At 50.1% G+C, this 21,508-nt stretch carries 20 protein-coding genes; 9 read left to right on the plus strand and 11 right to left on the minus strand.

The genetic code is table 11. From position 1 onward, the window contains the following. Window positions 1-87 precede the first annotated feature (87 nt). Window positions 88-1,026 (plus strand): malate dehydrogenase, encoded by a 939-nt coding sequence (gene mdh / locus BUQ98_RS12595; protein ID WP_074214132.1) that lies wholly within the window; start codon window positions 88-90, stop codon window positions 1,024-1,026. Between the two features lie 68 nt (window positions 1,027-1,094). Here the strand turns inward: mdh and ispB are convergent, their stop codons facing one another. Further along, a complete protein-coding gene (ispB, locus tag BUQ98_RS12600) occupies window positions 1,095-2,066 on the minus strand; it encodes an octaprenyl diphosphate synthase (RefSeq protein ID WP_074214133.1) in 972 nt (323 codons plus the stop codon). A gap of 366 nt (window positions 2,067-2,432) precedes the next feature. On the opposite strand from ispB, the gene rplU reads away from it, so the two are divergent. The 6 genes from rplU (at window position 2,433) to folA (ending at window position 6,284) form a co-directional block, all read left to right on the plus strand. Then, a complete protein-coding gene (rplU, locus tag BUQ98_RS12605; protein ID WP_074214134.1) occupies window positions 2,433-2,744 on the plus strand; it encodes a 50S ribosomal protein L21 in 312 nt (103 codons plus the stop codon). Window positions 2,745-2,762: 18 nt separating this feature from the next. Continuing rightward, window positions 2,763-3,020 (plus strand): 50S ribosomal protein L27, encoded by a 258-nt coding sequence (gene rpmA, locus BUQ98_RS12610; protein ID WP_025675203.1) that lies wholly within the window; start codon window positions 2,763-2,765, stop codon window positions 3,018-3,020. A 212-nt stretch (window positions 3,021-3,232) separates the two neighbouring features. Next, window positions 3,233-4,393 carry an Obg family GTPase CgtA gene (cgtA, locus tag BUQ98_RS12615; protein WP_074214135.1) on the plus strand — a complete coding sequence of 387 codons (1,161 nt, stop codon included), beginning with the start codon at window positions 3,233-3,235 and terminating at the stop codon, window positions 4,391-4,393. Between the two features lie 149 nt (window positions 4,394-4,542). Further along, window positions 4,543-5,322, plus strand: coding sequence for a threonine/serine exporter family protein (locus tag BUQ98_RS12620; protein ID WP_074214136.1), 780 nt, complete (start codon window positions 4,543-4,545; stop codon window positions 5,320-5,322). Next, on the plus strand, window positions 5,319-5,783 hold the full coding sequence (locus BUQ98_RS12625) for a threonine/serine exporter family protein (RefSeq protein WP_074214137.1): 465 nt from the start codon (window positions 5,319-5,321) through the stop codon (window positions 5,781-5,783). Before BUQ98_RS12620 ends, BUQ98_RS12625 begins: the two co-directional genes overlap by 4 nt. An 18-nt stretch (window positions 5,784-5,801) precedes the next feature. Then, window positions 5,802-6,284, plus strand: a complete 483-nt coding sequence (folA, locus tag BUQ98_RS12630) for a type 3 dihydrofolate reductase (protein ID WP_074214138.1) — start codon at window positions 5,802-5,804, stop codon at window positions 6,282-6,284. A 7-nt stretch (window positions 6,285-6,291) separates the two neighbouring features. On the opposite strand, the gene apaH is transcribed toward folA, so the two are convergent. Genes apaH through lptD form a run of 6 tightly spaced genes read right to left on the minus strand, consistent with a single transcriptional unit; the run spans window position 6,292 to window position 12,975 of the window. Then, window positions 6,292-7,107 carry a bis(5'-nucleosyl)-tetraphosphatase (symmetrical) ApaH gene (apaH, locus tag BUQ98_RS12635; protein ID WP_074214139.1) on the minus strand — a complete coding sequence of 272 codons (816 nt, stop codon included), beginning with the start codon at window positions 7,105-7,107 and terminating at the stop codon, window positions 6,292-6,294. Between the two features lie 17 nt (window positions 7,108-7,124). Further along, complete coding sequence (gene apaG / locus BUQ98_RS12640) at window positions 7,125-7,508, minus strand: Co2+/Mg2+ efflux protein ApaG (protein ID WP_074214140.1); 384 nt, start codon at window positions 7,506-7,508, stop codon at window positions 7,125-7,127. Window positions 7,509-7,522: 14 nt separating this feature from the next. Then, window positions 7,523-8,329: a 16S rRNA (adenine(1518)-N(6)/adenine(1519)-N(6))-dimethyltransferase RsmA gene (gene rsmA, locus BUQ98_RS12645; protein WP_074214141.1), complete on the minus strand. Its 807-nt coding sequence runs from the start codon at window positions 8,327-8,329 to the stop codon at window positions 7,523-7,525. Beyond that, on the minus strand, window positions 8,326-9,312 hold the full coding sequence (gene pdxA / locus BUQ98_RS12650; protein ID WP_074214142.1) for a 4-hydroxythreonine-4-phosphate dehydrogenase PdxA: 987 nt from the start codon (window positions 9,310-9,312) through the stop codon (window positions 8,326-8,328). The genes rsmA and pdxA overlap by 4 nt, the downstream gene beginning before the upstream one ends. Further along, a complete protein-coding gene (surA, locus tag BUQ98_RS12655; RefSeq protein ID WP_074214143.1) occupies window positions 9,302-10,597 on the minus strand; it encodes a peptidylprolyl isomerase SurA in 1,296 nt (431 codons plus the stop codon). Before surA ends, pdxA begins: the two co-directional genes overlap by 11 nt. 53 nt (window positions 10,598-10,650) lie before the next feature. Then, window positions 10,651-12,975, minus strand: a complete 2,325-nt coding sequence (lptD, locus tag BUQ98_RS12660) for an LPS assembly protein LptD (protein WP_074214144.1) — start codon at window positions 12,973-12,975, stop codon at window positions 10,651-10,653. 154 nt (window positions 12,976-13,129) lie between these two features. Here lptD and djlA point away from each other — a divergent pair, with 154 nt between their 5' ends. Then, window positions 13,130-13,963, plus strand: coding sequence for a co-chaperone DjlA (djlA, locus tag BUQ98_RS12665; RefSeq protein WP_074214145.1), 834 nt, complete (start codon window positions 13,130-13,132; stop codon window positions 13,961-13,963). Window positions 13,964-13,991: 28 nt separating this feature from the next. On the opposite strand, the gene BUQ98_RS12670 is transcribed toward djlA, so the two are convergent. The 3 genes from BUQ98_RS12670 to rapA all read right to left on the minus strand — a co-directional run bounded on the left by BUQ98_RS12670 (window position 13,992) and on the right by rapA (window position 18,761). After that, window positions 13,992-14,963 carry a D-2-hydroxyacid dehydrogenase gene (locus BUQ98_RS12670; protein ID WP_074214146.1) on the minus strand — a complete coding sequence of 324 codons (972 nt, stop codon included), beginning with the start codon at window positions 14,961-14,963 and terminating at the stop codon, window positions 13,992-13,994. Between the two features lie 127 nt (window positions 14,964-15,090). Next, the gene (rluA, locus tag BUQ98_RS12675; RefSeq protein ID WP_074214147.1) at window positions 15,091-15,807 is read right to left on the minus strand and encodes a bifunctional tRNA pseudouridine(32) synthase/23S rRNA pseudouridine(746) synthase RluA; all 717 of its coding nucleotides are present in this window, start codon (window positions 15,805-15,807) and stop codon (window positions 15,091-15,093) included. 44 nt (window positions 15,808-15,851) lie between these two features. Beyond that, a complete protein-coding gene (gene rapA, locus BUQ98_RS12680) occupies window positions 15,852-18,761 on the minus strand; it encodes an RNA polymerase-associated protein RapA (protein ID WP_074214148.1) in 2,910 nt (969 codons plus the stop codon). A gap of 318 nt (window positions 18,762-19,079) precedes the next feature. Between rapA and BUQ98_RS12685 the strand changes: the two genes are divergently transcribed. Further along, the gene (locus BUQ98_RS12685; RefSeq protein ID WP_074214149.1) at window positions 19,080-20,453 is read left to right on the plus strand and encodes a PhoH family protein; all 1,374 of its coding nucleotides are present in this window, start codon (window positions 19,080-19,082) and stop codon (window positions 20,451-20,453) included. Window positions 20,454-20,501: 48 nt separating this feature from the next. Here BUQ98_RS12685 and BUQ98_RS12690 read toward each other — a convergent pair whose 3' ends face one another. Then, complete coding sequence (locus BUQ98_RS12690; protein WP_074214150.1) at window positions 20,502-21,506, minus strand: GGDEF domain-containing protein; 1,005 nt, start codon at window positions 21,504-21,506, stop codon at window positions 20,502-20,504. Between the last annotated feature and the right edge of the window lie 2 nt (window positions 21,507-21,508).

Raw genomic sequence — 21,508 nt, forward strand, 5'->3', positions numbered from 1 at the left:
AACAGTTCGCACCATTGATGGGCGATTTGTGCCCGAACAGAAGCCGGACCGGATCCGGACTATAAGAAATATCGAAAGGAGAACGACATGAAAGTTGCTGTGATTGGCGCCGCGGGAGGCATTGGTCAGGCCCTAGCCCTACTACTAAAAAATAACCTACCAGCCGGTTCCGACCTGGCGTTGTACGATATCGCTCCTGTCACACCAGGCGTTGCTGTCGACTTGAGCCACATTCCGACCCCGGTCACGATTAAAGGTTTCAGCGGTGAAGATCCGACTCCAGCGCTAGAAGGTGCGGATGTGGTATTAATCTCTGCGGGAGTAGCACGTAAGCCGGGTATGGATCGCTCTGATTTGTTTAACGTTAACGCCGGCATTGTGAAGTCACTGGCAGAAAAAATTGCCGATGTTTGCCCAAAAGCCTGTGTCGGCATCATTACCAACCCAGTGAATACAACCGTTGCCATTGCTGCTGACGTACTAAAAGCAAAAGGCGTGTATGACAAAAACAAACTGTTTGGTATTACTACGCTGGATGTGATTCGCTCTGAAGCTTTCATCGGCGAACTGAAAGGAATGGATCCGCGTGATGTGTCGATCCCCGTGATTGGTGGCCACTCGGGCGTGACTATTCTGCCACTATTGTCGCAAGTAAAAGGGGTGACGTTTAGCCAAGAAGAGGTTGAAGCCTTGACGCCACGCATTCAAAACGCTGGCACCGAAGTGGTAGAAGCCAAAGCCGGTGGTGGTTCTGCGACCTTGTCCATGGGTCAGGCTGCATGCCGTTTTGGTCTATCGCTGGTCCGTGCCCTGCAAGGCGAGCAAAACGTGGTGGAATGCGCGTACGTTGAAGGCAGTGGCGAGCATGCCCGTTTCTTTGCTCAACCCGTACGTCTAGGCAAAGAGGGGGTCGACGAGATCCTCAGCATCGGTGAGCTCAGTGCCTATGAGCAACAATCGATGGACAAGATGCTAGAAACGCTGCGTAAAGATATTAAAATGGGCGAAGAATTCGCTGAGAAGTAAGCGAAGCGATAATCGTAGAAAAAAGCGGCGCTCGAGAGGCGCCGCTTTTTATAGGGGGAAGGTGACGATTAGGTGTTGCGGTCGACCGCCAATTTGGCGAGCGTCACCAGCGCTTGTTTATACGGTGATGGAGACAGTGAATCCAGTGCTCGGATCGCTTTTTCTGACTCCTGCTCAGCGCGTTTGCGGGTGTAGGCTAGCGAACCACAGGTACCCATGCAGGTCAAAATTGCGTCTAACTTGTCACGCCCATTGCCTTTTTCGATAGCCTCGCGAATCATGGCGGATTCGGCCTCAGTCCCATGCTGCATTGCGTGCAACAACGGCAGAGTCGGCTTGCCTTCGGCTAAATCATCCCCTGTTTGTTTGCCCATCTCATCGTCAGCACTCGTATAATCCATCACATCATCAATTAACTGGAATGCTGTGCCGAGATAGCGGCCATAGTCTTGCAAGGCTTTTTCTGTTTCAGGATCAGCCTCGTTCAATATCGCACCTATCTGGGTGGCAGATTCAAACAAACGGGCTGTTTTAGAGTAAATTACCTGCATATAACTGCTTTCACTGGTGTCTGGATCGTTACAGTTCATCAATTGCAGCACTTCCCCCTCAGCGATCACATTGGTGGCTTCACTCATTAAGTCGAGAATTCTTAGAGAGCGTAAGCTGGTCATCATCTGAAAGGAGCGAGTGTAAATATAATCTCCGACCAAGACGCTTGCGGCATTCCCAAACAAGGCGTTGGCGGTAGCATTACCGCGACGCAAGTCCGACTCATCGACAACATCATCATGCAGCAAAGTGGCCGTGTGGATAAACTCAATAAAAGCGGCGGCAGTGGTATGCTTATCACCTTGATAGCCGAGCGCTCGAGCCGATAATATGGCCAACATGGGGCGTAGGCGTTTACCACCGCTGTTGACGATGTAAAAGCCAAGTTGATTAATCAGCGCGACGTCAGAATTGAGTTGTGCGAGTATATTTTGATCGACCTGCGCCATGTCATCGCTGATCAAGGCTTGGATTGATTTGAAATCCATGAATATATCCGGGCGTTGTCCTAGTTACTTGCCTGCCGAGCTAACGATATCACGCACCATTTACAAAAAGTAAAGGGTGAGGCACGCATCGCTAATGCGTTCAGACGGTAGAAGTTCTTCGTCAATATCGGCACCAGAGCGGGTATTTAGGCTTGCATGGTACACCAGATAACGTGTGACGAGATAGCTCTCTCATGGGGAAAATGTTTGGGAGTTAATGCTGAGCACCTTTTCACCAATTTTCTTGCGTTACCCTCTTGCCTCAAAGTAATTTCTACCGTAGAATTCGCGCCCTATTGATGAATTATATGCGCACCCCTTGTTGCTCATTAATGCAGCAGGCCGTGCGGAAATGCGGAGTAAACCATGTACGCAGTTTTCCAAAGTGGTGGTAAGCAACACCGAGTAAGCGAAGGCCAGACTATTCGCTTGGAAAAGCTAGACGTTGAAACTGGCGCAAGTGTAGAACTTGACGAAGTATTGCTAGTGGCAAACGGCGAAGACGTTAAAGTTGGCGCGCCTTTTGTTAGCGGTGCAAAAGTAACGGCTGAGGTTGTTACCCACGGTCGCGGCGATAAAGTGAATATCGTTAAGTTCCGTCGTCGTAAACATTCTCGCAAGCACATGGGCCACCGTCAGTGGTTCACTGAAGTCAAAATCACTGGCATCAGCGCTTAAAAGTAGGAGAGAGAAGAGATGGCACACAAAAAAGCTGGCGGTTCTACTAAAAATGGCCGCGATTCAGAAAGTAAACGCCTAGGTGTTAAGCGCTTCGGTGGTGAGTCTGTACTAGCAGGTAACATCATCGTTCGTCAACGTGGCACAAAGTTCCACGCAGGTAGCAACGTCGGTTGCGGTAAAGACCACACTCTATTCGCTCTGTCTGATGGCAAAGTGAAATTTGAGACCAAAGGTCGTCATAACCGTAAATTCGTGACTATCGAAGCTGAATAAGCTTCAGCGCCAAGCGAATTTTTGAAGCCCTGCCTTTTGGCGGGGCTTTTTATTGTGTCTGGTGATCTAAGCCACCGCCTCGCCACGGTATGCAGAAAATCGGCTAAAGCTGAAAAATGATCCTAAGATCGATAAGATCGCCATTCACTAATCTGGGATAAGGCCAGTTGCGATAAACACAGGTTTTGAGCAACGGGTGCGGAGAAGTTAGCATGAAGTTTGTAGATGAAGCGATTATTCGCGTCGATGCCGGTGACGGAGGCAATGGAACCGTCAGCTTCCGACGTGAAAAATATGTGCCTAAAGGGGGCCCAGATGGCGGTGACGGCGGCGATGGTGGTGACGTCTATCTGCTTGCCGATGAAAACCTCAATACCCTTATCGATTACCAATTTGAACGTTTTCATGCCGCGGTACGCGGTGAAAACGGTCGGGGTGGAAACTGTACTGGGAAGCGTGGTGAAGATTTAGTTCTGAGCGTACCTGTCGGCACACGAGCCATTGATGAAGACACGGGTGAAGTGATCGCTGACTTAACAGAACACGGTATGAAAGTCATGACGGCCAAAGGGGGCTTTCATGGTTTGGGAAATACGCGCTTCAAATCCTCGATAAATCGTGCACCGAGACAGAAGACCATGGGGACAAAGGGGGAAGTGCGTCAACTGCGTCTTGAACTGCTGTTGCTTGCCGATGTCGGGATGCTCGGGCTGCCAAATGCAGGCAAATCCACCTTTATCCGTGCCGTGTCTGCGGCGAAACCGAAAGTGGCGGATTATCCCTTTACGACACTCGTGCCTAGCCTCGGTGTGGTACGTGTTGCTGCAGATAAGAGCTTTGTGGTGGCAGACATTCCTGGTCTGATTGAAGGCGCTGCAGAGGGGGCGGGGTTAGGCATTCGTTTCTTGAAACACCTAGAGCGTTGTCGCGTACTATTACACATGATTGACTTACTGCCAATCGATGGTACCGACCCGGTAGACAATGCATTTACTATCATAGATGAGCTTAATCAGTATAGTGAAAAGCTAGCAGATAAGCCGCGTTGGTTGGTCTTTAATAAAGTCGATCTGATGCCGGAAGACGAGGCGCAAGCGCAGATTGAGCGGGTGCTGGAAGCGCTGGCATGGGACGATAAATATTATGCGATTTCGGCTATCAACAAGGCCAATGTTCAACCGTTAATCTATGACTTGATGGCGTCCATTGAGGCACTGCCTGCGCCTCAGCCTGAAATTGAGCCTGAAGATGAGACGGTGGCATTCAAATGGGACGATCATCACGAGCAACAGCTCAAGCAAGACGACGATGATGATGATTGGGATGATTGGAACGAAGACGATTACGACGTCGAGATCATTTACAAGCCATAATGCTCTAAACGCCGCTGCCAGTTGCAGCGGCTTTTTTTTTGCCCTGAGTTTGCTTATAAACTGATGGGAATTTTATTTGCATCAAAGAGCAGGGTTAGTGAATCGTCAATACTGCAACGTGTCGCGCGTTTATTAAGAGGGATTTTGAGGTGACAAAGCGGTTAACCGAGCCAGAACAACGAGCCATCTCTCGTTTGGTGATTGAAGTCGGCCAGCGGCTCTTGCAGCATGGTGCTGAGAGCAAATTGGTCAGTGATGTTAGCATTCGGTTGGGGCAAGCTTTGGGGTTAGATAGCGTCGAACTGGCCTTGTCTGCGAGCTCACTTGTTGTCACGACCCTGAGCCAAGGCCATTGTATTACCACGGCAAGACGCTGCCCTGATCGCGGTATTAATATGAAGGTGGTGACGGATATACAGCGTACGGTAATTTTGGCGGAAAAAGGTATTCTAGACGCCTCAGCAGTACGCAAACGCTTGAGTCGCATCAAACCATTTCGATATCCACCTTGGTTGGTAGTGGGAATGATTGGCTTGTCATGTGCCGCCTTTAGCCGTTTAGCGGGAGGCGATGCGGTGGTGTTTGCTTTGACCTTTGTGGCGTCAGCAACCGGAATGCGGGTTCGGCAACTGATTGCCCATCGCCACTTTAACCCTTTTTTGACTTTTGCTGTAACGGCGATGGTCACCACTTTGATATCCAGTGTCGGGACCATCATGAATTGGGGAAATGAGCCCTTTCTGATCATGGCATCGTCCGTTCTGATGTTGGTCCCCGGGTATCCGTTTATCAATGCAGTGTCGGATATGGTGAAAGGTTTTGTGGACATGGGAATAGCGCGTTGGACCATGGCGTCGTTATTAACGTTTGCGACCGCTCTTGGGATTGTTGGGGCGATGAACCTCGTTGGCGCATGGGGGTGGTTATGAGCTTACTACTCGCGTTACTGGAAGATATGTTTTTTGCCATGATCCCTGCGGTTGGGTTTGCGTTAGTTTTTAATGTGCCGGCTAAAGCACTTAAATATTGTGCCTATGGCGGTGCCGTCGGACATGGTTTGCGCTTTCTTTTAATGGAGTCAGGGGTGGCGATTGAATGGGCGACATTGGCCGGAGCTACCACGATCGGTTTTTTAGGCGTTTACTGGTCACAGCGTTTTTTGGCTCACCCTAAGGTGTTTACGGTGGCAGCGATCATTCCCATGATCCCAGGCGTCTACGCGTTTAAAGCGATGATTGCGTTGGTGACCATCAACAATCAAGGCTACAGTCCCGCGTTATGGGCTAGCTTAATTGAGAACCTGATCAGTGCCGGTTTTATTCTTTCCGCGCTGGCAATTGGTCTTGCGATGCCGGGGCTATTGTTTTATCGTCGCCGACCAGTGATCTAATCGAAGAAGGCGATCGCAATGCGAGTTAGCTTAGTAGCCGCAATGGCAAACGACCGAGTGATCGGAAAAGACAACCAGATGCCTTGGTACTTACCGGCTGATTTAGCGTGGTTTAAGCGCACAACACTGGGCCATCCTGTGGTGATGGGACGTAAAACCTTTGAGTCGATTGGGCGTCCGCTGCCTAAGCGTCTCAATGTGGTGATCAGTGGTGATTCGGATTTTTCGCCAGAGGGTGTCACTGTGGTGCGCTCTCCCGAGCAAGCGCTTGAGGTTGTTGCTGGCAATGAAGAAGTGATGGTGATTGGTGGTGGCACTATCTATCAGGCGTTTCTGCCTCGTGCCGACCGCTTGTATCTCACCTTTATTGATTTGGACGTCGATGGCGACACCCGCTTTCCGCTATGGGGAGAGGGATGGGTAAAAACAGAGGTCGGCACGCACCCAGTGGATGAAAAAAATGCCCACCCCGTCACCTTTACGGTCTGGGATCGCGCTTAACCTTTTTCTACTGGGCTGGGAGGGTAAAGCAGGCTTTGTCTTCCCAACGAAGCAGTGTGAGCTTACCTCCCCAAACACAGCCAGTATCTAACCCATAGAGTTTGGGCTGCAGGGTGCCATTCAGTGCGGCCCAGTGGCCAAAGACCACCGCTTGTTCAAGTGGTTGGCGTTCAGGTACGTCAAACCAGGGCAATAAGCCACTGTCTGATGCTTGAGCAGGGGGTAATTTGCACTGCATATCCAGACGTCCATCAGGGTAGCAAAAGCGCATCCGCGTGAAGCTATTAATGATATAACGATAACGTGCGAGTCCAGTCAGCACCGGATCCCACTGTTCTGGGCTGTCGGCATACATGTTTTCCAGTAGCCAATACTGATCATCACTGCACAGTATCGCTTCTACCTCGCGCGCACAGGCCACCGCCGTGTCTTTATCCCATTGCGGGCTAACTCCAGCATGGGTTAGCAAAAAGCCACCGTCAGGCGCGGAGACGTCTATTAGAAGCGGCTGTTGTGCCAGCCAGTCAAGCAGTTGCTCCCGATCAGGCGCATCAAGGATCGGCTGGGTATTGTCTTTTACTTTGACAGGCTTAATACCATTTGCCACTGCAAGCAAATGTAAGTCATGATTACCCAACACGAGATTAGCCGCGTCCCCTAGCTGATAAAAGTAACGTAATACGCTAAGTGAATCTGGCCCTCGCGCGACCAAATCCCCGACTGAGTACAAAGTGTCTTTATCTGGGGAAAAACCGACCTTGGTAAGAAGCGCACGCAATGTACGCTCACAGCCATGGATATCTCCGACAAGATAGGTCGCCATATGCCTCCTTGATGGGATTAATGGAGTATGTTTGGCAGCGCGAGACGGAAAGGCGCGATATCGACTTTAAACGACTGATCGTCTTGATCTTGCATGGTGTAAAAGCCTTGCATCACGCCCACAGGCGTCTCAATGATGGTGCCACTGGTATAAGTGTACTTTTCCCCGGCTGCGATCTTGGGCTGCTCGCCGACAACGCCTTCCCCTTCGATTTCTAGCTCTTTGCCATTTGCATCGGTGATCAACCACTTCCTACGCATCAGTTGCGCGGGGGCATCTCCCTGATTTTTAATCGTTACCGTATAAGAAAAGACGAAACGCTCGTTATCTGGCTCTGATTGATCTTCCACGTATTGCGTCGCAACGTGGATCTCGAATTGCGTTTGTTCAGTGGCTTGCAAGTCAAGGCTCCTGTTTATGATGAATGATTCGCGTCTAACCAGTTTGCTAGGCTAGAGAACTGCGCCAGTGTCATGTTCTCAGGACGTAAACTGGGGTCGATACCGAGCGCAGTCAAGGTGTCAACATCGACCAGCGACTTAAAACCGTTACGAATCGTTTTACGACGTTGGTTAAATCCTTCACGACAAACGCGCTCCAACCATGACAAATTGGTAACAGGGTGAGGCAACGTTTGATGTGGAACGAGGCGAACAACGGCTGAATCGACCTTGGGTGACGGCTTAAAGGCACTCGGCGGCACTTCCAACACTGGGACCACTTTGCAATAGTATTGTGCCATCACAGTGAGGCGACCATAGGCCTTGGTGCCTGGTCCGGCAGCGAGACGTTTCACCACTTCTTTTTGCAGCATAAAGTGCATATCTTGCACGTGATCGGCAAAGGAAAAGAGGTGGAACATTAGCGGTGTTGATACATTGTACGGTAGGTTACCGAAAATGCGCAGCGGCCCTTTTTTCGCCAGCTCCGCGAAATCAAACGCCATGGCATCGGCTTCATAAACCGTTAGTTTACGCCCCATAAAAGGGTGGCTACGCAAGCGTGCGGCCAGATCGCGGTCAAGTTCGACCACATTGAGGTGATCGACTTGTTCGGTAACAGGCTCGGTTAATGCACCTAAACCCGGACCAATCTCTACCAGGTTTTCACCCGAGAGAGGATTGATCGCCGATACAATTTCGTCGATGACATAGGGGTCGTTTAGGAAGTTTTGTCCGAAACGTTTTCTGGCACGGTGGCCTTGATGGACTTTATCGCTCATGCTTTGCTATCTACTAATTCAATGGCGTGGGAGATGGCCGTCCGCAGGCTTCCTGTATCCGCCGTACCGGTACCCGCTAAATCCAATGCGGTACCATGATCTACTGATGTTCTGACAAAGGGGAGGCCCAAGGTGATATTCACTGAGCGTCCAAATCCTTTGAATTTTAACACAGGTAAGCCCTGGTCGTGATACATCGCTAAGACAGCGTCGGTATCTTGCAAATATTTATCTTGAAAAAGGGTGTCGGCGGGCAACGGACCGACGATATCCATGCCCTGTTCGCGTAACTCGTCGAGTGCTGGAATAATAATATCGATTTCTTCTCGACCTAGGCAGCCGTCCTCACCCGCGTGCGGATTGAGACCACAGATATAAATTCGTGGTTGCTTAATCGCGAATTTCTCTTGTAAATCCTGATGTAAAATCGCGATGACATCATGCAAGCGCTCACGCGTAATGGCTTTAGCGACATAGGCGAGTGGGATGTGCGTCGTGACTAACGCAACACGCAAGCCTTCGGTGGCCAGCATCATCACCACTTGATTAACGTTGGCGTGTTGGGCAAAAAATTCGGTATGGCCACTGAAGGACACGCCAGCGCGATTGATGATCCCTTTATGCACGGGCCCGGTGACAACGGCCGCAAATTCGCCTGACATATTGCCCTCTGCCGCTCGAGTCAGCGTCTCGAGCACATAGCGGCCATTGGCTTCATCTAACTGGCCTGGCACCACCGCTGCTCCCATCGGGATATCCGCAACGACTAGCTCCCCGGCTTGATGAGGACGAGGCAGAGCGGATGCGTCGTAGTCGCGCAAACTGACAGCGAGATTGAGGGCTTGGGCTCGCTCTGCCAACATTTGCTTATTGGCGACCGCCACCAGCTGATGCGGCCAAGAGAGGAGAGCCATTGCTAAGACCAAGTCCGGACCAATACCTGCGGGCTCCCCAGGTGTAATGGCGATACGCTCAGCTGTCATCACTGATTACCTCAACATAGGCGCCTGCGCGTAGTGTTTGAAGCCAAGCTTGTGCTTCTTCATTAAACTTTCTGTTGAACAGCATACGGTAAGCACGGTTTTTAACTGCCGCATCGGTTTTGTCGACATCGCGACGATCGGTCACTTCGACAATATGCCAGCCATGTACAGTCTTAAAAGGATCGCTGATTTTCCCCTCTGGGAGGGTGTCAACCTTGGCTTTAAACGCGGGCACATAGGCGTCTGTGGTTGACCAACCTAAGTCGCCGCCGTTTACGGCAGAGCCGGGATCATCACTGTATTGTTTAGCTAAATCGGCAAAGCTTTGTTCGCCACGTTCAACTTGTGCAATCAGCTGGTTGAGCTCTTTTTTCGCCCCTTTATCACTGAGCACGATCGAGGGTTTGATCAAAATATGGCGGGCTTTGACTTCGGTAACCGCGACCGTTTCCAAACCTTGCACATCATCGATTTTCAAAATATGAAAACCCACACCACTGCGAAATGGCCCGATAATCGCGCCTTTTCCTTGGTTGGTAATTTGGTCGGCGAAAATGGTTGGCATTTCTTCTAGGCGTAACCAGCCCCAGTCTCCGCCATCAAGTGCTTTGGGTCCTTTGGAATATTCCATCGCCAGCTCAGCCACGTTGCCGGCATGACGTAACGTATCGACTAAGCGATACGCTTGCTTTTTCACCGCTTCACGTTCAGCTTTATCCGCGTCATCATCCAATTTTAGTTGGATATGCGAGAGCTTATAACGCACTTTTTGCATTTTTTGCTCATTAAGCTGACTGGCTAATGTCTCCACTTCTTGCGGCAAAATGCTAATACGGCGGCGTACCTGTGCATTGCGGGCTTCTGAGATGGTCAGCTCCCGGCGTACTTGCTCTCGGTACTGTCCCCAAGATACACCTTGATCGGCCATTTTTTCGCGTAAAGCGTCAACACTGATCGACTGTTCTTGAGCAATGTTACGGATAGCTTGTTGCAACTGACTATCGTCAATTTGAATGCCTAGGCGTTTCGCTTCCTGTAGCTGGAGTTCTTCGACGATAAGCCGTTCGCGCATTTGCTCTTCAAGTACATCTTGAGGAGGCAATTCACGATCGCTATTGGCTGCATTTAGGGTAACGGTGTGGCGCATTGCCGTCATTTCACTCTGCAATACCACGCCATCGTTCACTACTGCGATCACACGATCGAGCTCTTTGGGTGCCGCTTGCGTCAAGGGGGTAAGCAACACTAAAACGCCAGTGATGAGGGCGTGACTCCATTTGTTCATTCTTTGTCCACTTTTATTCATAGGTTCAACAGTCCAGACCACAATAAGGCGCGTTAGTTCTTTAATGCAAAGGGATCGCGATAACCCAGCGCGTTGCCTGAGTCAGTGCTGAAATTAAAGCCACTGTCTGCCCCCAGCCCAAGAAGACTAAATGACAAGGTCACATTGTTATCGTAAACCGGGTCGGCATTAATGTTGGACCGCGAGAGTAAGTATTCGTTATAACTTAACCCGACCACCCAGCAATCGGAGCGGTAGGTAAGACTGAGCTGGTTTTCTAGCATGATATCTTGGGTCATATCACGCCAGTACTGCCCTTTAAAACTGAGGCCATCCCAAAGCGGGAAGCCGGTGACGACACCAGCTTGTGAGAGGCCGTCATCAGTGAGTCGACTGATATTTCGGTTTGGCAGCGTTGAGACAATATACTCTTGTGCAACGTAGCGATAACTGGTTTGGGCATAAAATTGGCCGCGGCGGTATTCAGCAATCGCATTACCAAACTGCATTTCGCTAAGGTTGCTGTCATATTGCATGGAGGCCCGCAAAAAGAAATTGTCATCGATGTTGGCCTCTCCTTCTAATGCCCAAGATGAGTAATCAAAGGTTTCTGCATCTTGGTTAGAGGGTTGGTCAAAGTAATAGATTTGCCCGAATGACAGATTCAAACGTTCTTTGTAGCCACCGTCGTAAAAGCGCGTGGTGGCACCGTAGGTGAGTTGATTTGCCGGATTAATATAATCGATGCTGCTAAATTGGTTGCCGCGAAATAGGCCATAGTAGTCGGTCTGTAGGCGTGCGGTATCATAGCCACCGCCGCTAAAGTTGACGGGGTTATAGATATCCCCCTGATCCACGTCTTTGATGTACAAATACTGGATCTGTGGCTCGAGGGTTTGGCTAAAGTGGCCTCCCATCGCCCAGAAGTTGCGCTCCAAGACCAATCCAGAATGTAATCGCATGGTCGGAATTTTTCGTTCAACCGACTTACTCAGTGTTGCTGTCGATTCTGCATCCGGCATTGCGTTGTCAAAGCGTTGATCGTAATGCGTATACAGCATGCTAGCTTCTGCAGTGGCGTTAAACCAAGGTCGGGTAAACGGCATCGTCAATGTGGGTGCCAGGTGTGTCCGTGTTGCTTCTGGTTTATTAGGGTCGTCATTCGCAAACACACTAAATTGCGCAGGAACACTGATGTCTAGCCAGTTAGCGACCTGAGGCGCGTAATAGTTTATATCCACTTGTGGCATCAGACGGTAAACGCTGGTGTTTTCGGTTAGAGCTTGGAAATCACGGACACGGACTGTGCTGTTCCAGTCTAAGCCGCGGTAACTGATTTCACCGGTTTGGAGTAAGGTGTTGTCTTCACGCTTACCGACATCGGAATCGATATTTTGGAAGTAGGCAATATCACTGACTTTGCTGTAATCGGCTTCGTAACGCCAGTGACCTTGTACACCGTCATGTTGCCAGTTAAAGCCCCAACGTGCATCGAGATCAGGGTTGCGCTGGTCATCGGGAAGGTATTCAGAATACAGTGACCCGCTACCAAAAGGCGCAAGGTAACGGATGTTAGTGTTTAACTGTACGCCCCGCTCCGACATGTATTTGGGCGTAAGCGTCGCATCAATTTGTGGATGGATATTCCAATAAAATGGTGTTTCCATCTCAATGCCATCGCGATCGCTCCACGAGATTGAGGGGTATAAAAAGCCCGTTAGCCTGCCATCTTCAACTGGTACCCGCAGGTATGGCAGATAAAAGATCGGTACATTCATCACCTCAAATTTGGGGTGATAAAGGTTGGCAAATAAGCTGTTATCTTCTTTCTCAATCTTTGAGGCGGAAAAACGCCAGCTTTTATCTTCATCTGGACACGTGGTATAGGTGCCGTCCTCAAGCTCATAGAAGGTGGTGCCGTTTTTAAACACCCGTTTTGCTTCACCCCTCCCTGGGGTACACAGCATTTTGTACTGGGCGTTATTAAGCGTGGTGTCTTCGTTTTCGAGATTGGCTTGTAGGTAATCAGAAGTCACCATCATTTGCCCATCATTGAAGACCACATCTCCTTGTGCGGTGACGATACGCTCAGGGTCACGTAATGTTGCGGTATCGGCCGTCATTTTACGATGACCTTGCGTCACCTCTACATTACCGCTGTAGATGGCTTTCTCGTTAGTTTGTGCCTCCGCACGATCCGCGACCACTCGAATAGGCGCATTATTGACATCTTGTGTCTGCTCACTATCGGGGATACACCGCGCCTCACTATCAATGCAGGGCTGGGTATCTTGGTCTGTGTTGGCAAACACAAGTGCTGGGCCGTAGAGCGTCAGGCTGATCATGGTGGCTAAAAAGCTACGTGCAGTCGGTGACATTGAAGAAGACATTCCTGTTTTATCTGATTGCGTGGTGTACACGAAGGCAACGCATCAGTATGCTTTGGCTGCAAAATGTGATTATCATAAATCAATTTACGCCCAGCATCACCTGTAAATGTGCAGGGTGTGAAACTAGCAATGAGACCATGGCATGCAACTATATGGCAAGGTAATTGGTGCTTTTCTCGGCATTTTGTTGGGAGGCCCAATCGGTTTTTTTCTTGGCCTATTTTTAGGTCATCAGTTTGATAAAGCCAAACAGCGCGCGCGTTTCGGTGGGTTTGGCCGTGGATTTGGGGCGCAAGGCCCTCAAGCGCAACGTGTTTTTTTCCATGGCACCTTCGCGGTGATGGGACATATGGCGAAAGCCAAAGGACAGGTGACGCAACAAGAAATCCAGCTGGCTAGCTTACTGATGGATCGTATGCAGCTGCATGGTGAAGTCAGACAATTGGCCCAGCAGGCGTTCCGTGAGGGGAAGGACAGTGACTTTCCGCTGGATGAAACCCTCAGTGGTATTCGTACCCTGAGTCAGGGCCGGCGTGATTTATTGAGTTTCTTTTTGGAAGTTCAGGTGCAAGCAGCCTTTGCAGACGGTGAACTTCATCCCAAAGAGCGTGAGCTTTTGTATGTGATTGCCGAGGGCTTAGGCTTTTCGCCACAGCAGCTAGAGCAACGTTTACGGATGCAAGAAGCCGCATTTCGCTTTAGCCAAGGCTATCAAGGCGGGTGGCAGCATCAATCCGATGGCCCTGGTGCGCCGCCACAGCAGAGTGAAATTGAGGATGCCTATGACGTATTAGGTGTTGAACCTTCCGCTTCCTCTCAAGAGGTGAAAAAAGCGTATCGGAAATTGATGAATGAACATCACCCCGATAAATTGATGGCGAAAGGTTTACCGCCTGAAATGATGGAACTTGCCAAAGAAAAAACGCAAGAAATCCAAAAAGCGTACGATGTGGTAAAAAAAGCCCGCGATATGTAGCGGGCGTGCTCCTTTAATCGATATGCGTTTAATCGATGAGGGTGTGTTGTGGTGCACCGCTAAAAAAGCCATCAATGTTGTCTACCAGCTGTTGTACCAGCGTCTTCACCGCATCATCGGCGCCCCACGCAACATGCGGGGTGACGATGAGGTTGGATAAGGACGCTGAGACCAACGGGTGTGCATCCGGCGCTGGCTCTTCACTCAGCACATCCAAGCCTGCGCCACCAATTTGACCGCTTTTCAACGCGTATAATAAGGCCTGTTCATCCACGAGATCGCCGCGTCCAGTATTAATCAATATGGCATGCTGTGGCATCTTGGCCAACACATCTTGATTAATCAGGTGTTGGGTCTTATCGGTTAACGGACAATGCAGCGAGAGCACATCTGCCTGGCGAATCACTTGTTCAAAAGGTTGATAGCCCGGCCGGCATTCGCTGGCGTCTTGGTGCTCAGCAAAGATGACGGTCATCCCGACGGCCTGTGCCAGCTGCGCAACCGCTTGACCCAATGCCCCTTTACCAATAATCCCTAACGTACTGCCTGCGACACGGCCAATCGGATGGGTGAAAAAGCAAAACTGCCCATGCTTCTGCCACTCACCCTGACGCACATCGTTGTGATACCCCATCAGTTGACGCTTTAACGCAAAAATGAGTGCCATCACATGCTCGGGAACCGATTGCACCGCATAACCTTGTATGTGACAAACTTGAATACCGCGTGTACGACAGGCATCTAGGTCGACATTGTTGACGCCGGTGGCGGCGACAGCAATCAGTTTAAGATTTGGTAAGGCCGCGAGGATATCGTCACTGAGCACGACTTTGTTGGTGATGGCGACATCGGCTTCTTTCAGTCGTTCGATCACTGCATGAGGCGCGGTCGCACCATAAGCTTGCCAGTGATGAGGATGGCGAAGCGTGGGAAGCGGGATATGGTCAGGAAGGGTGTCTTGATCAAGAAAGACGACCTTGATGGGGGAGTGATGAGCCATGTGGGTCTCCGTGTCTCAATGCATGGCTCTAGGGTGTGAGATTTGCGTCGTTTCTGCAAACCTTAACCGTCAGGTTGTGATGAAACCGTGTGTCGGATGAGTGCCACCCATATTTACTCTGCGCCCACTAGCCGCCATTCTGTGCCAGTTGATAGTCACTCGTAAGCCGGTTATTCGGCATGTCATGATAAAAATCACAGGGGGCCTGAAAGTGCATCGGCATGTGGGTGGTCGGGTGCAAAATGCTCAACTCCGCGGCATGTAAGTGCAGACGAGAGGCATACCGAAAGGCTTCTGGCCGGGCATAAAACTCGTCACCGACAATACCGTGCCCAAGCGCTTGCATGTGAACGCGCAGTTGATGCGAACGTCCTGTGAGTGGGTACAGAGCCATTAAGCTCGTCTGTGCGCCTTGACGCAAACAGCGATAGTGAGTTTGCGAGGGTTTACCGTGTTCAAAACAGACTTTTTGCCTTGGGCGGTTGGGCCAATCGCAAATTAAGGGCAAGTCAACGTTACCTTCAGCAGGCTCAGGGTGCCCCCAGACTTCGGCGTAATATAACTTGGTGGGGATCCGATCACGAAATTGGGCTTTGAGGTGCCGCTCAGCCTCTTTGTGTGCCGCAAACACCATGACGCCGGACGTCGACATGTCGAGTCGGTGCACTAACTCGGCGTCGGCAAACGCGGCCTTTACACGTGACCAAGCACTGTCATAGTGGGCCGGGTCTCGCCCGGGGTTAGCAAGCAAGCCACTGGGTTTATTGATGACTACCAAATCAGCGTCTTGATATAAGATATCGAGCCAGGGCTCCGTGGGAGGATGATATTCAGTCATTGCCATATAAGGGATCGGGGCCAGCGGGCCCCGCCTTCGTTTAAGAGTGATTACTGGTGGCTGACCACAATCAAGCGCAGGGCATCTAAATCGATTTGTGCGTGTTGAATATGGTGCGAGAGAGTGCTGATTTGATCACGCAGCGCGTCGAGTTCATCATCACGGATATTTGGGTTAACCGTTTTAAGTGCTTCGAGTCGCGCCAGTGCCTGATTCAGTTCACTGTCCATTTCTTGATAGGCAGAGGCTTGAATATCGGCTAAGGCTTTTTCTGCCAGTGGGTCGCTTTTTTCGATGAGCTGATGTACCTGAGCCTGCACCGAGTTGACCATTTTACTGCCCAAATGACGATTTACCGGGCTGAGTTGGCGCTGGAAATGTTCAAACTCGACATTTGACGAGAGATCATTGCCATTGGCGTCTAACAACAACCGAACGGGCGTTTGTGGTAAGAAACGGTGAATGCCAGAGGATTTTGGGGCTTGTGCATCAACCGTGTAGATAAGTTCAACGAACAAGGTACCAACCGGTAGCGATTTGTTTTTAAGTAGCGAAACCGCCGTGGTGCCGATGCTTTCGCTTAGCAACAAATCAATCCCGCCACGAACAATGGGATGCTCCCAAGACACAAATTGGACATCTTCGCGGCTTAGGGCCGTTTCTCGGTCAAAGGTCAATGTGCAGCCATCGGCTGGCAGGCCAGGGTAACTCGGGACCATCATGTGCTCTGACGGTTTGACGACTAATGCGTTTTCGCCCTTGTCGTCTTGGTTGACGCCAATGGTGTCAAACAGCCCTAGCGTAAAGGTGACTAAGTCGGTGTCTCCATCATGTGCGGCAATCGTCTGTGCCAGCTCATTCGCGGCCTTCCCACCGTGAGAGTGCATTTCCAATAACTTATCGCGCCCTTGTTCCATCTCCGCTTTCAGACGTTGGTTCATGGCGGCGCTGTCGTTGATGAGCGTACTCAGCGACTCATCTTGTTGGTTGTTCGCCAGCAGTGCCAATAAGGTTTCACTATATTGCTCAAAGACTGCCCGGCCAGTGGGGCAGGTATCTTCAAACGCATCCAGGCCTTCATGATACCAACGCGCTAAAATGGTTTGTGCGGTGCCTTCAAGGTAAGGAACATGAATAGCAATATCTTGGTTCTGACCAATACGGTCAAGGCGACCAATGCGCTGTTCGAGTAAGTCTGGATTCATTGGCAAGTCAAACATCACCAACTGATGAGCAAACTGGAAGTTACGTCCTTCTGAGCCAATTTCAGAACAAATGAGAACCTGTGCGCCACCTTCTTCCTGTGCAAAGTAGGCCGCAGCCTTATCACGTTCGACAATCGACATGCCTTCATGGAATACGGTTCCGCGAATACCTTCACGCTCACGCAACGCTTGCTCCAACGTGAGTGCGGTTTGGGCGCGTGAGCAAATGATCAGCACTTTATCGCTGCGATGTGTTTTTAGGTAATCCAGTAACCAATCGATGCGTGGGTCAAATCCCCACCAACTGGCGCTGTCGCCCTCAAACTGCTGGTAAATATCTTCTGGGTAGAGGTTTTGTACCGCTTTTTGCTCGCGTGTACCAGTGCCACCCATCATGGTCGCGACGCGCATGGCGGTTTGATACTGGCTGGGCAAGGCCAGCGGGTGCATGTGTAGTTGACGGCTTGGGAAGCCGCTAATTGCCGCGCGGGTATTACGAAATAACACTCGGCCTGTACCGTGGCGGTCCATTAAATCATCAATCAGCTGTTGGCGAGCGCTTTGCTTGGTTGCATCATCACCACTATGAATATCAGCGAGACGGTCGTCGAGTTCGTCACTTTGTAATAGGGCACGAATGCCATTTTGGGCCTCATCGCTTAGTGGTGCATCGGCAAGTAAGGCTTCAACAGCATCGGCAACGGGAGCATATTGTGCGGCTTCGTCGATGAAGGCGTTGTAGTCATAAAAACGATCGGGATCGAGCAGGCGTAAGCGGGCAAAATGGCTTTGCTGGCCAAGTTGTTCTGGGGTCGCAGTGAGTAGCAAGACACCGGGCGTGTGTTCGGCAATACTTTCGATGATTTGATATTCACGACTCGGAGCATCGGGAGTCCAGGTGAGGTGGTGGGCTTCGTCTACCACAAGCAAATCCCAATGGGTCTCGCACACTTGCTCAACGCGACGTCGATTTTTACGCAAAAATTCGAGTGAGCATAATACCAATTGTTGGGTATCAAAGGGATTCGGTGAGTCGGCAAAGGCTTCGACACAGCGCTCTTCGTCAAAAATAGAAAAGTGCAGGTTAAAGCGGCGCATCATCTCAACCAACCACTGGTGTTGTAAGGTCTCGGGTACCACGATCAGCACGCGTTCCGCACGACCCGCGAGCACTTGCTGGTGGATGATCATTCCCGCTTCAATCGTTTTACCTAGACCGACTTCATCGGCCAATAGCACACGCGGCGCATGGCGGCGACCCACTTCATGGGCAATGTAAAGTTGATGTGGGATCAAGCCTGCCCGCATCCCTGTGAGACCGCGTAATGGGCTGCGCAGCTGTTGATGTTGATTGATCAAAGCCCGATAGCGCAATGCAAAGCGATCCATGCGGTCTATCTGACCGGCAAAGAGTTTGTCTTGCGGCTTATTAAAACGGATATGATGGCTGAGCAAGATTTCACGCAGCGAAACCTCTTCGTCTTCTGTGTCTTCGCGGGTGCCGAAATAGGTTAATACGCCATCGTTTTCCTCAACACGTGTGACCGTCATGGTCCAGCCTTCGTGGCTCTCTACGTTGTCACCGGGGTTAAACATCACCCGGGTGACGGGGGCATCATGGCTGGCGTATAGCCGTGTTTCATCACTAGCAGGAAACATTAGGGTCACGGTACGGCCATCTACGGACACGACGGTGCCCAGTCCAAGATCATGCTCCGTATCACTGATCCAACGTTGTCCAAGCGCAAATGACATAAGGGAAAACCTCTGAATTAACTCGATTGTCGAAAGACTCGGTGCTGCGCGGACGCAACCCTCTTTAAGTCGTGTGTTATTCAGTGTGGCACTGAAAAAATTGGTCGCCAATAGTACTTCAACTTGTGAGGAGGGTCACGATGAAACTCAACGAATCGCTGCAAAGATCGCGTTGACATACAATCGTCATTAAAGCGCGGCAAAGATAAAAGCGTGAACTGGCGCAGTAAAACGAGTTGGGCGGTTACCAATGGCCAGGTCTATGCTTACTTTACGCGCTGTCATTGCGACAGCGAACTGCCGACACAGGAGGTGCCTATGGGCGACGCTGACCGGAAGTTGTTTGTATTGGATACCAATATTCTCCTCCACGAACCCTTCTCTATTTACTCCTTTCAAGAACACGATGTCGTGATCCCCATGACTGTCCTCGAAGAATTAGATCGCATCAAAGATAGCAAGCGTGATGTCTCACGTGATGCACGGGTTGCGATTCGAGTATTAGAAGATATCTTCAAAGAAGCCACACCCGATGAAATTGGCGAAGGCATTATGGTTGGCAAAGGGGATGCCACCGGCACGGTATCTATTCTTGCCGATTTTGAGATTAAAGAAACCGTCCATGCGTTTGCAGATAAAGCCGGTGATAACCGGATATTAAATGTTGTCCTTCACTTACAAACCAAACGCTCACCGCGAAAAGTGGTGTTGGTGACTAAAGACATCAACATGCGTCTACGCGCCAAAGGCGCTGGCGTGATGCATGTCGAAGACTATCGCTCCGATCAGTTAATCGACGATGTTCGTTTGCTCACCAAAGGCTTCCATCAGTTTGCTGGTAATTTTTGGGATAGTGTGGGCGAATGTGATAGCCAAGCCTATGGCTCGGATACCCTGCACACGTTACCATCTGAATTGCTTGAAACGCCGTTTATTAATCAATATTTATTAGACGATAGCGGTGATTTTGCCGCGAGGGTTCAAGCCATAAACGGGGAAAAAGTCGTCATTAAAGATCTGAGTCGCGAGCGATTAATGCACCGTTCGGCATGGGATGTTAAACCGAAAAATATCTATCAAGGAATGGCGCTGGATGCCTTGCTGGATCCCAGCATTGATCTGTCGATCCTCACTGGCCCTGCAGGTTGCGGTAAAACCATTTTGGCCATGGCAGCGGCGCTGGAATTGGTCGTAGAGAAGGGGATGTATGACAAAATCATTGTCACCCGCAACACGCCAGATATTGGTGAGTCCATCGGCTTTTTACCGGGGACGGAAGAAGAAAAAATGCTGCCTTGGTTGGGCGCAGTGACCGATACGCTCGAGGCGTTGCATATGCAAGATGAATGTACCGATGGTTCGATGCGTTACATTATGGAAAAGGCCAATCTGCAGTTTAAATCGATCAATTTTATGCGTGGCCGCTCGATTCAAAATGCCTTTGTGATTTTAGATGAGTGCCAGAATCTAACGGCATCCCAATTGAAAACCATCATCACCCGCTGCGGTGAGGGAACAAAGTTGGTGTGCTCTGGAAACTTAGCACAAATTGACTCTTCGTATTTGACCCCAGTAACATCTGGGCTCACCTATATTGTCGAGCGGTTTAAAAACTTTGAAGGCAGTGCCTGTGTGTACCTCAATGGCGTGGTACGCAGTCGGTTGGCTGAATTTGCCGAAGAGAATTTATAATCGTGGATATTCGGTGGCGGTCCTCAGGCTGCCACCTTTATCCGTCGCCTAAAACAGTTCGACATCGTCTTCAGCAACAAAGGTTTTTATCATGCCAGATTGGCGAAGATCATCATAAAAGGCAACTTGATTGCGTCCATTTTGTTTCGCGTGATAAAGCGCCTGATCGGCATTGCCCAAAATGGTACTTGTGCTGAGCTGTCCGCGCTCAATGCGCGTCGCCCCCATTGAAATGGTCACCGTTTGCGCCGCGCCAAAATCACGCGCATTCACATTAGCAACCAATGTGTTGGCTTTTTGTTCTGCCATTGCACGAGTGCAGGGCTGAAATAGCACCACAAACTCATCTCCTCCGTATCGAAATAAAGAGTCTTGTGCGGAAAACGCCTGACGCATTAATGAGGCGATCAATAAGATGACTTCATCACCAAACACATGACCAAAGTTGTCATTAATCTGTTTAAAATGGTCAATATCGAAGATACCAATCCACGGTGATTGCACGTGCTCAGCATCGTCATCATCAACCGATTCACTTTGAGCTAAGCGTTCACAGATAAGGTCGAGTTTCTTAGATAACACCTTACGGTTGAACAAACTGGTAAAACTGTCTCTTTCACTGGCCATGATGATTTGTTGATAGTTTTCATAAATATGAGTGAGGCCTGATAGCAGTGCCCGTTGTTCATGGGAGAGTGTCGTGGCTCGGCCGCAAAGAATACTGCGGATATCATCGCCTTTCTCATAATAAATGGGGATCGCAATCAAAACATGATCGTCACTGTGGTGTTGCGTGATTTTTTGTGTGGATAGGCACTCATCAAGTAACGCGTCGATTTGGTCAATGTTTTCTTGTTGGAAAGCGCTATTCGCGTTGGTACCTAATACGGTAAAAGCTGGTTGCATATCGGCGCAGTAGTCGAGAAGCACCACTTCATCCACTGGGGTGAGTGCGGTGATTGATGTGAGTAGACTCTTGGTAATGGCATCCACTTCAGTTTCAGCTGTAAAATCAACGATCGAGTCAAGAATTTGGATGCTACTAGCGGCCACAA

It is taken from the genome of Salinivibrio sp. ES.052 (genome assembly GCF_900141775.1).
GTDB lineage: Bacteria > Pseudomonadota > Gammaproteobacteria > Enterobacterales > Vibrionaceae > Salinivibrio.

Excerpts from the sequence above, each read along its gene's own strand:
- mdh (WP_074214132.1), top strand. The coding sequence starts at position 88 with ATGAAAGTTGCTGTGATTGGCGCCGCGGGAGGCATTGGTCAGGCCCTA.
- ispB (WP_074214133.1), bottom strand. The coding sequence starts at position 2,066 with ATGGATTTCAAATCAATCCAAGCCTTGATCAGCGATGACATGGCGCAG.
- rplU (WP_074214134.1), top strand. The coding sequence starts at position 2,433 with ATGTACGCAGTTTTCCAAAGTGGTGGTAAGCAACACCGAGTAAGCGAA.
- rpmA (WP_025675203.1), top strand. The coding sequence starts at position 2,763 with ATGGCACACAAAAAAGCTGGCGGTTCTACTAAAAATGGCCGCGATTCA.
- cgtA (WP_074214135.1), top strand. The coding sequence starts at position 3,233 with ATGAAGTTTGTAGATGAAGCGATTATTCGCGTCGATGCCGGTGACGGA.
- BUQ98_RS12625 (WP_074214137.1), top strand. The coding sequence starts at position 5,319 with ATGAGCTTACTACTCGCGTTACTGGAAGATATGTTTTTTGCCATGATC.
- folA (WP_074214138.1), top strand. The coding sequence starts at position 5,802 with ATGCGAGTTAGCTTAGTAGCCGCAATGGCAAACGACCGAGTGATCGGA.
- apaH (WP_074214139.1), bottom strand. The coding sequence starts at position 7,107 with ATGGCGACCTATCTTGTCGGAGATATCCATGGCTGTGAGCGTACATTG.
- rsmA (WP_074214141.1), bottom strand. The coding sequence starts at position 8,329 with ATGAGCGATAAAGTCCATCAAGGCCACCGTGCCAGAAAACGTTTCGGA.
- pdxA (WP_074214142.1), bottom strand. The coding sequence starts at position 9,312 with ATGACAGCTGAGCGTATCGCCATTACACCTGGGGAGCCCGCAGGTATT.
- surA (WP_074214143.1), bottom strand. The coding sequence starts at position 10,597 with ATGAACAAATGGAGTCACGCCCTCATCACTGGCGTTTTAGTGTTGCTT.
- lptD (WP_074214144.1), bottom strand. The coding sequence starts at position 12,975 with ATGTCACCGACTGCACGTAGCTTTTTAGCCACCATGATCAGCCTGACG.
- djlA (WP_074214145.1), top strand. The coding sequence starts at position 13,130 with ATGCAACTATATGGCAAGGTAATTGGTGCTTTTCTCGGCATTTTGTTG.
- BUQ98_RS12670 (WP_074214146.1), bottom strand. The coding sequence starts at position 14,963 with ATGGCTCATCACTCCCCCATCAAGGTCGTCTTTCTTGATCAAGACACC.
- rluA (WP_074214147.1), bottom strand. The coding sequence starts at position 15,807 with ATGGCAATGACTGAATATCATCCTCCCACGGAGCCCTGGCTCGATATC.
- rapA (WP_074214148.1), bottom strand. The coding sequence starts at position 18,761 with ATGTCATTTGCGCTTGGACAACGTTGGATCAGTGATACGGAGCATGAT.
- BUQ98_RS12685 (WP_074214149.1), top strand. The coding sequence starts at position 19,080 with ATGGGCGACGCTGACCGGAAGTTGTTTGTATTGGATACCAATATTCTC.